The sequence below is a fragment of the Nocardia sp. NPDC057440 genome (assembly GCF_042802915.1).
Taxonomy (GTDB): Bacteria; Actinomycetota; Actinomycetes; order Mycobacteriales; family Mycobacteriaceae; genus Nocardia.
This window is the reverse complement of sequence record NZ_JBHVDF010000028.1, coordinates 1-11,515: the sequence shown is the minus strand read 5'-3', so window position 1 is coordinate 11,515 and position 11,515 is coordinate 1. Positions and strand designations below refer to the sequence as shown.

Annotated in this window: 15 protein-coding genes; 11 read left to right on the top strand and 4 right to left on the bottom strand. The window is 66.1% G+C overall.

Annotated elements, in window-relative coordinates:
- Window positions 1-191 precede the first annotated feature (191 nt).
- The 6 genes from ACFU4Z_RS34580 (at window position 192) to ACFU4Z_RS34555 (ending at window position 4,616) form a co-directional block, all read left to right on the top strand.
- The gene (locus tag ACFU4Z_RS34580) at window positions 192-659 is read left to right on the top strand and encodes a nuclear transport factor 2 family protein (RefSeq protein WP_379072062.1); all 468 of its coding nucleotides are present in this window, start codon (window positions 192-194) and stop codon (window positions 657-659) included.
- Between the two features lie 171 nt (window positions 660-830).
- A complete protein-coding gene (locus ACFU4Z_RS34575) occupies window positions 831-1,463 on the top strand; it encodes a TetR family transcriptional regulator (protein WP_379072059.1) in 633 nt (210 codons plus the stop codon).
- 106 nt (window positions 1,464-1,569) lie between these two features.
- Window positions 1,570-2,037 carry a nuclear transport factor 2 family protein gene (locus ACFU4Z_RS34570; protein WP_379072056.1) on the top strand — a complete coding sequence of 156 codons (468 nt, stop codon included), beginning with the start codon at window positions 1,570-1,572 and terminating at the stop codon, window positions 2,035-2,037.
- A 260-nt stretch (window positions 2,038-2,297) separates the two neighbouring features.
- Window positions 2,298-2,942: an alpha/beta hydrolase gene (locus ACFU4Z_RS34565; RefSeq protein WP_379072053.1), complete on the top strand. Its 645-nt coding sequence runs from the start codon at window positions 2,298-2,300 to the stop codon at window positions 2,940-2,942.
- A 322-nt stretch (window positions 2,943-3,264) separates the two neighbouring features.
- Complete coding sequence (locus ACFU4Z_RS34560) at window positions 3,265-3,636, top strand: nuclear transport factor 2 family protein (RefSeq protein ID WP_379072050.1); 372 nt, start codon at window positions 3,265-3,267, stop codon at window positions 3,634-3,636.
- Between the two features lie 140 nt (window positions 3,637-3,776).
- Entirely contained in the window at window positions 3,777-4,616 is an 840-nt protein-coding gene (locus tag ACFU4Z_RS34555; protein ID WP_379072046.1) for an NAD(P)-dependent oxidoreductase, read from the top strand.
- A 23-nt stretch (window positions 4,617-4,639) separates the two neighbouring features.
- Here ACFU4Z_RS34555 and ACFU4Z_RS34550 read toward each other — a convergent pair whose 3' ends face one another.
- From ACFU4Z_RS34550 to ACFU4Z_RS34540, 3 genes are all read right to left on the bottom strand, one after another.
- Window positions 4,640-6,256, bottom strand: coding sequence for a DUF4118 domain-containing protein (locus ACFU4Z_RS34550; protein WP_379072188.1), 1,617 nt, complete (start codon window positions 6,254-6,256; stop codon window positions 4,640-4,642).
- 251 nt (window positions 6,257-6,507) lie between these two features.
- Window positions 6,508-6,666, bottom strand: a complete 159-nt coding sequence (locus ACFU4Z_RS34545) for a hypothetical protein (RefSeq protein ID WP_379072043.1) — start codon at window positions 6,664-6,666, stop codon at window positions 6,508-6,510.
- The gene (locus ACFU4Z_RS34540) at window positions 6,620-7,039 is read right to left on the bottom strand and encodes an aldo/keto reductase (RefSeq protein ID WP_379072040.1); all 420 of its coding nucleotides are present in this window, start codon (window positions 7,037-7,039) and stop codon (window positions 6,620-6,622) included. Before ACFU4Z_RS34540 ends, ACFU4Z_RS34545 begins: the two co-directional genes overlap by 47 nt.
- Window positions 7,040-7,167: 128 nt before the next feature.
- Here ACFU4Z_RS34540 and ACFU4Z_RS34535 point away from each other — a divergent pair, with 128 nt between their 5' ends.
- The gene (locus tag ACFU4Z_RS34535; protein ID WP_379072037.1) at window positions 7,168-7,551 is read left to right on the top strand and encodes a response regulator transcription factor; all 384 of its coding nucleotides are present in this window, start codon (window positions 7,168-7,170) and stop codon (window positions 7,549-7,551) included.
- On the opposite strand, the gene ACFU4Z_RS34530 is transcribed toward ACFU4Z_RS34535, so the two are convergent.
- Entirely contained in the window at window positions 7,529-8,182 is a 654-nt protein-coding gene (locus tag ACFU4Z_RS34530; RefSeq protein ID WP_379072186.1) for a response regulator, read from the bottom strand. The genes ACFU4Z_RS34535 and ACFU4Z_RS34530 overlap by 23 nt on opposite strands.
- A gap of 275 nt (window positions 8,183-8,457) precedes the next feature.
- Here ACFU4Z_RS34530 and ACFU4Z_RS34525 point away from each other — a divergent pair, with 275 nt between their 5' ends.
- The 4 genes from ACFU4Z_RS34525 (at window position 8,458) to ACFU4Z_RS34510 (ending at window position 11,416) form a co-directional block, all read left to right on the top strand.
- Entirely contained in the window at window positions 8,458-9,174 is a 717-nt protein-coding gene (locus ACFU4Z_RS34525; protein ID WP_379072034.1) for an MIP/aquaporin family protein, read from the top strand.
- Window positions 9,175-9,219: 45 nt separating this feature from the next.
- Complete coding sequence (locus ACFU4Z_RS34520; protein WP_379072031.1) at window positions 9,220-9,858, top strand: HD domain-containing protein; 639 nt, start codon at window positions 9,220-9,222, stop codon at window positions 9,856-9,858.
- A 32-nt stretch (window positions 9,859-9,890) separates the two neighbouring features.
- Window positions 9,891-10,373 carry a Dps family protein gene (locus ACFU4Z_RS34515; protein ID WP_379072027.1) on the top strand — a complete coding sequence of 161 codons (483 nt, stop codon included), beginning with the start codon at window positions 9,891-9,893 and terminating at the stop codon, window positions 10,371-10,373.
- A 338-nt stretch (window positions 10,374-10,711) separates the two neighbouring features.
- Window positions 10,712-11,416, top strand: a complete 705-nt coding sequence (locus ACFU4Z_RS34510) for a cupin domain-containing protein (protein WP_379072024.1) — start codon at window positions 10,712-10,714, stop codon at window positions 11,414-11,416.
- Window positions 11,417-11,515: the final 99 nt, after the last annotated feature.

Here is an 11,515-nt window from a genome sequence, read left to right as displayed (position 1 = left end):
GACAGATCAGGGCCCCTGGCTCGCCTCGTCGGCCGGGCCAGTTCGGCGCCGCCGTGGGTGTAGATTCCGCTCGCGCGGTTGCCGCTGATGTCTTGGACTTGACCACGGCCGCGGTTTACTAGGACGTAATCGCAGGTTATCCCCACCAAGCTGGCGCGCAAGCCACGGCGTCAGGCACGAAAGGGACATCGATGAGCTCGCACTCGACGATCTCGCCCACCGAAGCCGCAGACCGGCTCGCTATTCGCGAGTTGATCGACGCCTACGCTCACTGCGCCGACCGGCGTGACGCCAAAGGGCAGATGGCACTGTTCACCCAGGACGCACATTTCGTCGTGTTCATGGATGCCACATCGAACGAACCGAGCCAGGAGCTGCACGGCCGTGATGCCCTTGCGCCGGTCTTCGACAACCTGAACACCTACGCCATGACCACCCACTTCAACGGGCAGAGCACCGTTTCCCTGCAAGGCGACCGAGCGACCGGCGAGAGTTACTGCCTGGCTCACCACGTGTCCACCGACGCCACCGGCCAGCGCACCCTCATGATCGCCTCGATCCGCTATCTCGACGAGTTCGTCAAGCATGACGGCGAATGGCTGTTCGCTGAGCGTCGCCTGATGGTCGATTGGACCGAAACGCGGGCTAGCGCACCGTAACCGACGGCGGCCGACGAGTCGGAAATGTAGGGCCGAATCCCAGCGATGGGCGTGGGCGACGTGCACGCCGTCCACGGGGGCGGGAAGCTCGCCGGCGTGCACCGAGAAACCCCCACGGTCGCTGGTTCCAGCCGTTTGACAATCAATTCAAACAACTGCTTGACTTTAGTTGTGCGGGCAGAGAAGGCGGATCTACGTCGCGAGGCCGGCCAGCGAACGCGCGGCGGCCTGCTGGCGGCTGCCCTGGACGTGCTCGCGCAACGGGGCCAGGACGGTGTGACTCTGCGTGAGATCACCGACAGCGCCGGAGTCAACGTCGCCTCGGTGAGCTACCACTTCGGATCGCTGAAAGCGCTGTGTGATGCGGCGATCGAGCAAGCGCTGGAACAGTATCTGGACGCACAGATCACGGAGCTCGGCTCCCTCGACTCCACCGCGACGCTTTCCGAGCTGGCGGCGGCCTTCGCCCGGCCGATGATGCGGGCCCTGGCGGCCGGTGGGCAGGATCTGGCGGTCATGCGGACCGTGGCACGTGTCGGGATCGACCCCCCGCAGGGGTGGGAGCGGCTGACCGGCAAATTCGAGCAGACCCGCCGTGACGCCCTACGGGTGCTGAGCGCGTGCCTGCCCGAGGTCGACGAGCAAGAACTGGTATTCCGTACACGATGCGCGGCCAGTTTGCTGAACTGGCTGGCCCTGGCTCCCCTCGGTGGCGAGCTGGCCGCCAAGGGATCCGGCGAAATCGAGCGGCTGCTCGTGCCCGTGGTCGCGGGGGCGTTGCGCGGGCACACCCACGCCAACTGAGGAGGCCGCGGACCCAACCGCAAACAAATCAAACAACTGCTTGACAGCGCTTGCAGTGTCGCCACAAACTTAATCAAGCATTTGATTTACTTCTTGAGGAGTTGTGATGATCACCGATGCAGAAGCCGTAGTCCGGGCGGCCTACCACGCGGCCGAAGGAAGCGTCCTGGACGTCCAGGGTTTCGTGGACATGTTCGCCGAGGACGGTGTGTTCAACAACATCGTCGCCCGGGAGAGCTACCGGGGTGAGCACCTGGGTGACCTGGTCGTGTCTATGGGACAGCTGGCACCGGATGTCCACCGCGAGCTTCACCGTTTCCACGTCATGGGCAACATCGTCGCCGTCGAGCTGACCATCGAGGGCACCGTCGCCGGACCGTTTCAGACCCCCGCCGGGGTCCTGTACCCTACCGGCGCCGAACTCTCCATCCCGACCGCCGACTTCTGGTACATCGAGGACGGCAAGATCAAGGAGTTCAACTGCTATGTCGGGGTCAGCGTCATGCTCGCCCAACTCGGCGTGCAGCCGGACTTCGCAGGCGCAGTGGCCGCGGCGGCCGATGCGGTGAGCTGACCGCTTCCCGCTGACGATGGGGCGCGGCGGCGTAGCCTAGGCCCGATATGGAACAGGCACGGTCCCCGCCCCGCTCTCCGCGGCGTTGAACAGGCCGACCGAGAAGGACGTCTCAGCGCTGCTGGCCAATGAATGCCGTGATTCCACGGCAAGGGTGTCTGGATGAACCATGGGCAGAAAACGTCTCCCGGCAGCGGTGAGCAGACAGCAGAGCGAGGTTGGCGATATGTACTTCGGCCCGGCCGGTCCGGTGGCCTGACATGGCGACCGGATACACGCACGTGATCGTCCTGCCCGGCGGTGGGTACGCAGAACACGCTCCGCACGAAAGTGAGCCCATTGTCCGATGGCTCACCGGAACAGGATTGTCCGCCAGCGTATTCCGGTATCCGCTCAACGTCCGGCACCCGGCGCCGCTGGAGGCGCTGCGGGGGGAGATTCGCCGGTGGCGGGCCGAGGGGGCACAGCGAATCGGGATTGTCGGGTTCTCCGCGGGCGGCCACCTCGCGGGGTTGGCGGCCCTCTCGCCGGGCGCGTTGCCCGCAGAGACGGTGCAGTTCGCGGTTCTCGGATACGCGATCACCTCGATGGAGACCGAAACCTACCGTCCGGCGCGGCTGATCCTGCTCGGCGAGGACGCGGACCCACAGCTGCGCCGGTCGACATCGCTGGACGTATTGGTGACACCGCAGTCGCCACCGTTCTTCCTCTGGCACACCGCGGAGGACCGCTACGTCCCCGCCGAGCACACCTACCGGTTGGCGACCGCGTTGTCGGCCCACCAGGTGCCGCATACTGTGCATGTGTTCGCCCACGGCCCGCACAGTCTGGGCCTGGCTCGTGGTGCGGGCGAGGCCGAAGCGTGGACCGTATTCGCGTCCGCCTGGATCCGTGAACACGTGTAGGCGGATCTGAACCCGCGAACTCCTCGCCCGGGCGCCTGCCTGGCCGGGATCGAGCCCTACCGCCAGTCTCCAAGTAGCCGCTTATGGCGCTGCTAAGACCGGCGGGCCGACCGAAACGCACCCTCATGCCGATTGCTAGGTGCCGAGGTGGCAGTGCAGGCTTCAGCATGGCTCGCCCGTGGGACTGCGCCCTCGAACGTTGTTCGACCGCCCCTTCGAGGCCGGACGGACGGTGTGGGACTGGATCCACCCGGGACTCTTCCACGCGAGCAGTACTTTCAATCTGGAATTACAGCGATTACCCCGCATGAAAGGATTCGCCATGACCAGTTCCCCCGCCGACCTCATGCGCCGCAACCTTCTCGACGTCTTCAACGAACCCGACCCGGCTCGCCGGGCCGCGGCCATCGCCGAGACCTATACCGAAGATGTGGTGTGGCACGAATCGGACCGAATTGTGCACGGGCGCAAAGATCTCGAACGCCGTGCCGAAGAGTTGCGTGTCGAAAACCCGGACTGGGTCTTCCGACCCGCAGGCCCCGCGTCGGAGCTCGACGACATCGGCCACCTCGGCTTCCAATACGGCCCTGTCGACCAACCGCCGGTGGTCAGCGGCATGGACATCGCTCGTACCAAAGACGGCGTCATCATCGAGCTCTACACCATCGTCACCGAGATCCGTCAGCCGTCCTAGCTCGAGGCCGAGATGGCCAGACGGGACTTCTACAGAGTGCATTACCTCCGGTGGGCTCTCCTTCGGACTTGTTTCGAACGCGCCGCGAGCGGAATCCGTTGACGGAGGTCACAGCGAATTCGAGAGCCGAGGAGGTCGGTATGGATGTCGCGGTGTTGGGCATGGGACAGATGGGGCGGGCGCTGGCCGGGCGTCTGCTAGACCGTGGGCACCGGGTGCGGGTGTGGAACCGAACGAGGGGTAGGGCTGGGCAACTCGTGTCCGCAGGCGCTGAGGAGGCGCAAAGTATCGCCGCGGCTGTGGATGGTGTGGATGTCGTTGTCACTATGTTGGCCGACGACGCCGCGGTCAGGGCGGTGGCGTTGGGGGAGTTGCGTCCGTTGCTGGGCTCCGCGACCGTCTATGTCGACTGCTCGACCGTGTCGCCTGCGCTCAGTGGTGCGCTGAGCGAGGGTTTTGCGGATCGGTTCGTCGCTATGCCGGTCCTCGGTGCTCCTGCTGCGGTCAGTGCGGGCCAGGCGGTGTTGCTCGTCGGCGGTGCGGCTGACCAGATCGACCGTCTCGGTCCGATAATCGATTCGCTGTCGGATAAGGTCCGGCGCTACGACACGGCGCCGCTCGCTCTCACTGCCAAGCTGACGAGCAATATGTTGTTGCTGTCCGGCGTTGTGGCGCTGGCCGAGGCGTTCGCCGTCGGGCGGTCGGGAGGACTCCGGGACGATCAATTGCGGGATCTGCTCACCACGAGCGTGGCGCCCGGATTACGGAACCGGTTCGACAGCGTGCTGACCGGCTCTCCCGAGGGGTGGTGGACCGTCGTTCTCGGAGCGAAGGATGCTGGGTTGGCGATCGAAACAGCACGTTCTGCTGGTGTCGAGTTGCCGTCGGCCGAGGTGGTGCGGCACCTCTATGAGGCAGCGGCGTCTCGTCAGGCGGATGCCGACATCGCGTTCGTCGCCGACCTGTACGGCCGGCCATAACGCTCCGGCATGGATCGTTGGTGTCAGGAGGTCGTCGGCGACTCGATGATCGGGATTCGCACAACGAGGGTTGTCCCGCGTCCAGGATGGCTAGTGATCTGTAGATGGCCGCCGAGGGCTTCGACGCGGTCGGTCAGACCGATAAGGCCTGACCCTTCGGTGGGGTCGGCGCCGCCGACGCCGTCGTCGTGGACAGCGAGGTGCAGGTGCGTGCCGTCGGTTCGGGCGTGGATGTGGATCCCGGATGCCTGCGCATATTTGGCCGCGTTCGTGAGTGCTTCTGCCGCAACGTAATACGCGGCCACTTCAGCGGACTCCGGTACCAGGTCGGTCAGGTCCAGATCCAGTTCGACAGGGACGGACGAGCGGCGCGCCAGTGCCTTGAGCGCGGGGCCGAGTCCACCTTTGGACAGGATCGCCGGGTGAATTCCACGCGAGATCTCGCGCAGGTCCGCCGAGATGTCGACCAGTCCCGCCACCACCTGCGTCAGCTGAGTTCGCAGGGCGTTCAGCTCGGGTGGCACGGCGGATTCGACGGTGCGCAGCGTGAGTCCCAGGGACACGAGGCGCTGCTGCGCTCCGTCGTGGAGGTCACGTTCGAGGCGTCGCCGGGCCTCGTCCGCGGCGGCCACGATCCGGGCGCGGGAGGCGGTGAGTTGTGCGCGCGCTTCGGCATTCGCGATGGCCGTCGCGACCAAGTCCGCGAACTCTGCCAAGCGCGACTCGGTATCGGATGGCAGCAGCTCGCGGCGCGACGTGCCTGCGACGATCACTCCCCACAGGCGGCCGTCGACGACGATCGGCGCGCCGACCCCCGCACGCAGCCCCAGCTCCCGGATGCGGGCGGCGGCGGAGCCAGCGGCATGGTCGTGGCTGTCCATGCGGGCGGGCGTGCCGGTTTTCCGCACCATCGCCGCGATATTCTCGCCCTCCAGCGTGAGGCACTCGCCGACCGGCATTTTCGGCAGTCCGGGCTCATCGCGGGCGGCGACGATCATGCTCGAGCCGTCGGGCTGGTAGCGCAGCAGCGTCGCATTCAATACGCCGAGGCAGCGGGCCGATTCCTCGGCGACGGCCGAGAACACCTCCGATGAGGTCGCCCCGCGCGCGACGAGCGTGGCGACCCGGCGCAGCGCTGCCTGCTGCTCAGCGACGAGATCGGCCTGTGCTCGTCGTCGGTCCGCCTCGGCGGCGTGGGATCGGGCCAGGCCCGCGAGCGTATTGGCCAGCAATGCGACGACCAGGAATACGGCGACGGCCGCCAGATCATCGGCATCCGGGACGAAGGCGTTCGGCCAGTTGCGGAGGTAGTCGAAGGCGATGGCGCTGGCCAGTGAGGTCGCCACCGCTATTCCGAGTCCCCAGATGGTGGACACCACCAGGACGCCGAGCAGGTAGACCACACCGAACGCGTCCCCGGGGGAGAATTGTTTGAGCCAGTAGACCAGTACCGATTCCGCGGCGATGAACGCCGCGGCAACCGCGACCCCGAGCCAGCAGGGCGGGGTCGTCGGGCGTAGGGACAACGACACCAATCGCGCGCGCGGCGAGGTCGGCGCGATATCGGTGCGGTGGCGTGCGGTGACCGCGCCTGGCGTGGCCGCCAGCCAGTCGCGTACTCGGGACCGCTTCCGCCTCATGATGCAGAACTCGGATCGACTGCCGACGGATTTCCACGACACATCGATCTCGATCGAAGTCCGCCTGCGGACGCCGCTACCCGCGCACGAGTCCCAGGTCCGCGGCGGGTGTGGCCGAGGCGATGTCATCGTCGCCGTGCCCGTCGGCGATGGCCTCCTGCGGTTCCACACCCGAACGTCGTACCCCGCGCGGAGCAGATTGCGTGCGATCGGTGCGCCCATCGTGCCGGTGCCGGGCACCGCGACGGCGGTCACCGGACACGCTCCGGTGACGGCCCGGCGACCGGGGTGGCACCAGCCATGATCTTGTCGATCTCGTCGAGATCGTCCGCGCTCAGGGCGACGTCGGCGGCGCCGACGCTGTCACGCACGTGATCGGCCCCGCGGGCGCCGACGATGGCGACATGCACGGCCGGATTGGCCAGCGTCCACGCCGCGGCGCAGGCAGTCCGGACTCGCGTCGCGGATCACCCCGGCCTCGGTACGACGTAGACCGCCCTTGGTGGCGATCACGAGTTCGTCTCGGGCGGTGGTGAGTTCGCGCCGCAGGGCCTTGCCGAGCAGCTGCTCGGACGCGCCGAAGCCGTATGCCTGCGCGGTGTCGAAGAAGTTGACACCGAGCTCACGGGCGCGGCGAATCGCGGCGATCGCCGCCGCTTCGTCGAAATGGCCCCAGTCGCCGCCGAGTTGCCAGGTGCCGAAGGCGATTCTAGAGACGAACAGGCCGCTGGTTCCAATGTTGTTGTCTTCATGGAGACCACCCTCGCCCACCGCGGCGGTCATGTCGCCACCGCTGGCGGCCAACGTCACTACCGGCCAGCAGTACTTCCGAGATACTCGCCAGCTGGAAAAGGCAGCGATTCCGGTTAGCAGCAATGCGGACCGCCACCGCTGGCGGGCAAGCTGGCCTGATGACGCGGGTTACGCCGTTACGCTGTCTCATCGTCGATGACAGCCCGAACTTTCTCGCTGCCGCTCGTGGTCTGCTCGAGCAGCAGGGAGTCAGTGTCGTTGGCGTGGCCTCCTCCGGTGCCGAAGCGCTGCGACGGGTCACCGAGCTACGACCGGATGTCACTCTGATCGATGTCGATCTCGGTGCCGAGAGCGGTTTCGAACTCGCCGAGCGCCTCGCCGCGCCGGTCATATTGATCTCCACCCACTCCGAGCGCGACTTCGCCGATCTGATCGTGGCAAGCCGGGCGGTGGGCTTTCTGTCCAAGTCCGCGCTGTCTTCCGCGGCCATCCGCGATCTGCTGCGCGGCGCCGGTCCGCTCAGCGCGCCTCGAGGAACCTGACCACCGCGAGGACCCTGCGGTGATCGTCACCGGTCTCGGGCAGGTTCAGCTTCGTCAGAATGCTGCGGACGTGCTTTTCGACCGTACCCTCGGTGACCCACAATCGACGGCCGATCCCGGCGTTCGAACGGCCTTCCGCCATCAACGCCAAGACCTCTCGCTCCCGAGCGCTGAGCGCGGCGAGCGGATCGTCGCGCCGCCGCGCGGAGACCAGCTCGGTGACCAGCGCTGGGTCGACGACCGACGCACCTCTGGCGATGCGATGCAGGGTATCGACGAAATCCTCCACATCGGTGACCCGGCTCTTGAGCAGGTAGCCGATCCCGCGGCCGCTGGCCAGCAGCTCCATCGCGTGTTCGACATCAGTGTGGGCGGACAGGACCAGGATGCCGGTCTCGGGGAATTCCGCGCGGATGGCGCGGGCGGCGTCGAGGCCCTCGGTGGTGTGGGTCGGGGGCATCCGAATATCGACAACTACGAGCTCCGGAGCTTGGTCTCCGACCAGTTTCAGTAGTTGCACGGCGTCGCCTTCCTGCGCGACGACATCGAATCCTGAGCGTTCGAGCAGGCTGGCCAATCCCTCGCGCAGCAGGACATCGTCCTCGACCAGAATCACCCGCAATCCGGTCATACCGTGGTCGGGTTCGGCTGTGCGGGCGCCGTCCGATCCGGCCGTGGTCGGCTCCATCCGGTCACCTCCTGGCTGGTCCGGTTCGAGCATATCGGCACCGCGTTCGAGCAGGTCGGAGCGGCGTGTCCAGGCGCGCCGCGAGGAGCGGCTTGCAGCTAGCGGGTATCGGTGATGTGTGGCTGGCGGGTATGGGTAATGGCCGCCAGCGCTGCCGACTTTTTCGGCGCGCGGGGCGATTCTGAAAGTCCTACAGCGTAATTCTGAGGAGTCGGGACATGGCTACATCGCAGGAGAGCACTGCAGAACCGACCCGCGCCGACACCGGTGCGGTGACTACCGCCGCGCACCGGTTCGATCCGGCGTATGCCGTAGAGCTGATCGGCACGTTTTTCCTGGTTTTCACTGTCGGCACCGTCGCCGGTAGTGGCAGCCCGTTCGCCCCGCTGGCCATCGGCACGGCGCTGATGGTGATGATCTACGCCGGGGGCCACATCTCCGGCGGTCACCACAACCCCGCCGTGACCCTGGCGGTGCTGGTGCGACACCGGATCGGCCTGCGGACGGCTGTCGGATATTGGATCGTCCAGCTCGTCGCCGGACTGCTGGCCGCGATGGTGGTGCGCGAGATCATCGATCCGGCACGGGCGGCGACCGGGTCGGCACTGACGCTGACCGGTTGCAATGTGGGAGCCGCGTTCGTCGTGGAACTGCTGTTCACCTTCGCCCTCTGCTATGTGGTGCTCAATGTGGCTACCAGCAAGAGCCATCCGGACAACTCGTTCTACGGGTTGGCGATCGGATTCACTGTCGTGGCAGGCGCTTTCGCGGTCGGCGCGATTTCGGGCGGGGCATTCAACCCGGCCGTCACTGTCGGCGCGGCCGTCATGGGCATGTTCGCCTGGTCGACCCTGTGGGTGTATCTGGTCGCTCAACCCATCGCGGGCGCGGCCGCGGGGGCCGTCTTCCTCGCCCTCAACCCCGACGACATATGACCCCTGACAACTTACCCATCAACCTATTCCACTCAGGAGATCGTCATGAACGACCAGATCGCAGGTATCGCAATCCCCGACAGCCGTATCGTCGCCGAGGCTACCGAGCTGGTGCGTAGCGCGGCGCCACCGCTGCTGTTCCATCATTCGCGCCGCGTCTACTTGTTCGGGATGTTGCAGGCGCAGGTGCGCGGCCTGAAGCCCGACCCCGAATTGCTATATGTCGGTGCGATGTTCCACGACCTCGGACTCACCGAGAGCTACCGCACCACCACGCAGCGGTTCGAGGTCGACGGCGCCGATGAAGCCCGCCGCTTCCTCACCCTCCACGGCATCGATGACGAAGCGGCGCAACAGGTATGGACGGCCATCGCGTTGCATACGACCCCGGGGATCCCCGAACATATGGGCCCCGAGATCGCTTGCGTCACCGCGGGCGTCGAGACCGACGTACTCGGCATCGGATACGACGATCTCGATCCCGCCGATATCGAGGCCGTCACCGCGGCCCATCCGCGCCCGGACTTCAAACGGCAGATCCTCACCGCTTTCACCAACGGCTTCGCCGACCGCCCGGACACCACCTTCGGGACCGTCAACGCCGACGTCCTCGAACACTTCCTGCCCGGCTTCACCCGGACGGATTTCGTCGAGGTCATCGAATCCAACTCTTGGCCCGAATAGTCAACCACCCCAATAGAATCAGGAGAAATATCATGACCACTCACCTGGAATCGGATATCGCTTTCCGCGCCTCGTCGCAACTGGCGGCCAACCTGCAACGGGTCCTCGTCGACCTCACCGCGCTGCACTTGAACGGCAAGCAGGCGCATTGGAACGTCGTCGGTCACAACTTCCGTGATCTGCACCTGCAACTCGACGAAATCGTCGACTCCGCAAGGGAATCGAGCGACGTCATCGCCGAACGGATGCGCGCGCTGGACGCCGTTCCCGACGGTCGGCCACAGACGGTCGCCTCGTCCACCGCCCTGCTAGTCCTTCCGGCCGGTGAACAAGACACCACTGTCGTCGTCGACCTGGTCACCACACAGATCCGCACCGCCGTGGCGACCGTGCGCGCAGTGCACGACGACATCGACGCCGAGGATCCATCCACGGCCGACCTGCTGCACGCCATCATCAATCAACTCGAAAAGCAGGCGTGGATGCTCAGCAGTGAAAACCGCACCCGGGGATAACCCCGCAGGCATCGGACGGGGTGCTCGGGCCGCACCCCGTCCGATGTGCTATATCCGTTGCTGCGCTGTGCATTTGGCCGTCCGATGATCGACCATAGTTCGGGGCCCAGGTATCGCCAGCGGCGCGCGGCAGCGGCCTTGCGTCTACGGGAGATCGTCCCGTTCAAATCCTGCGTGTCGCCTGGCGATGGCCGATCGTCGGCGAATCGACCCAGCTGCGGCACGATCACCGTGCTGGCACCGGCGGGGTGTCCTACCGCCGTTCCGAGGTATCGGGTCATACACTTCGATTGCTGCAGCGTAGCTGCTCGCCCTGTCTGCGTTGCGAACGGAGGCGTATGTCAAGCGATTCTGAATCCGAAACGACAGGAGTCAACCGGCGCGCGGCGCTCGGTACCGGTGCCGCCGCGCTGGGCGGTGCCGCGCTGGGCGCGGGACTGATGGCGGCTGCAGCCTGCGCCGATACGGTGGCGAGCCAACTGCCGAACACCGGTGAGGTCGCCGAGAACCTCCAGAACTCCTCACACCTGTTCCATCTCACCCGCGCGGATCCGCAACGCTTCGATGGGGGCACGCTTCAGGGTGCCCATGAGGGGAGCTTCCCGGTGCTGGCCGGGCAGAACGGATCGGTCTACTTCGTGCGTTTGGAGCCGGGCGGCATCCGCGAGCCGCACTGGCACCCCAGCGCCTGGGAGTTGAACTACCACATCTCCGGAACCGCGAAATGGACCATCCTCGGTACCCACTCCGACGGCAGCTACCGCACCGAGGCCTTCGAGGCGCACCCGGGCGATCTCGTGTTCGCGCCACAGGGCTTCTTCCACTACTTCGAAAACGCCCGCACCGACATACCCCTCGAGGTCCTCATCGTCTTCAACACCAGCGCCGCCGAGACCAACGACGACATCGGCATCCTCGCCGCGATGAACTCCATCCCACGCTCGGTGCTGGCCACTGTGCTCAACGTCCCGGAGTCCGCCCTGGCGGGCATACCGACCGAGGTCAAACCTGTTGTGGTCACCAAACGGCCGAACGCACGGTAATGGCTGCGGGTTCAGGCGGTCATCGCAACGCTTGGTTGAGTGCTTCTGATGGTGTCTTGAACCCCAGGGTTTGTCGAGGTCGTTGGTTGAGTTCGTCAG

Excerpts from the sequence above, each read along its gene's own strand:
- ACFU4Z_RS34580 (WP_379072062.1), top strand. The coding sequence starts at position 192 with ATGAGCTCGCACTCGACGATCTCGCCCACCGAAGCCGCAGACCGGCTC.
- ACFU4Z_RS34570 (WP_379072056.1), top strand. The coding sequence starts at position 1,570 with ATGATCACCGATGCAGAAGCCGTAGTCCGGGCGGCCTACCACGCGGCC.
- ACFU4Z_RS34565 (WP_379072053.1), top strand. The coding sequence starts at position 2,298 with ATGGCGACCGGATACACGCACGTGATCGTCCTGCCCGGCGGTGGGTAC.
- ACFU4Z_RS34560 (WP_379072050.1), top strand. The coding sequence starts at position 3,265 with ATGACCAGTTCCCCCGCCGACCTCATGCGCCGCAACCTTCTCGACGTC.
- ACFU4Z_RS34555 (WP_379072046.1), top strand. The coding sequence starts at position 3,777 with ATGGATGTCGCGGTGTTGGGCATGGGACAGATGGGGCGGGCGCTGGCC.
- ACFU4Z_RS34550 (WP_379072188.1), bottom strand. The coding sequence starts at position 6,256 with ATGAGGCGGAAGCGGTCCCGAGTACGCGACTGGCTGGCGGCCACGCCA.
- ACFU4Z_RS34540 (WP_379072040.1), bottom strand. The coding sequence starts at position 7,039 with ATGACCGCCGCGGTGGGCGAGGGTGGTCTCCATGAAGACAACAACATT.
- ACFU4Z_RS34535 (WP_379072037.1), top strand. The coding sequence starts at position 7,168 with ATGACGCGGGTTACGCCGTTACGCTGTCTCATCGTCGATGACAGCCCG.
- ACFU4Z_RS34530 (WP_379072186.1), bottom strand. The coding sequence starts at position 8,182 with ATGACCGGATTGCGGGTGATTCTGGTCGAGGACGATGTCCTGCTGCGC.
- ACFU4Z_RS34525 (WP_379072034.1), top strand. The coding sequence starts at position 8,458 with ATGGCTACATCGCAGGAGAGCACTGCAGAACCGACCCGCGCCGACACC.
- ACFU4Z_RS34520 (WP_379072031.1), top strand. The coding sequence starts at position 9,220 with ATGAACGACCAGATCGCAGGTATCGCAATCCCCGACAGCCGTATCGTC.
- ACFU4Z_RS34515 (WP_379072027.1), top strand. The coding sequence starts at position 9,891 with ATGACCACTCACCTGGAATCGGATATCGCTTTCCGCGCCTCGTCGCAA.
- ACFU4Z_RS34510 (WP_379072024.1), top strand. The coding sequence starts at position 10,712 with ATGTCAAGCGATTCTGAATCCGAAACGACAGGAGTCAACCGGCGCGCG.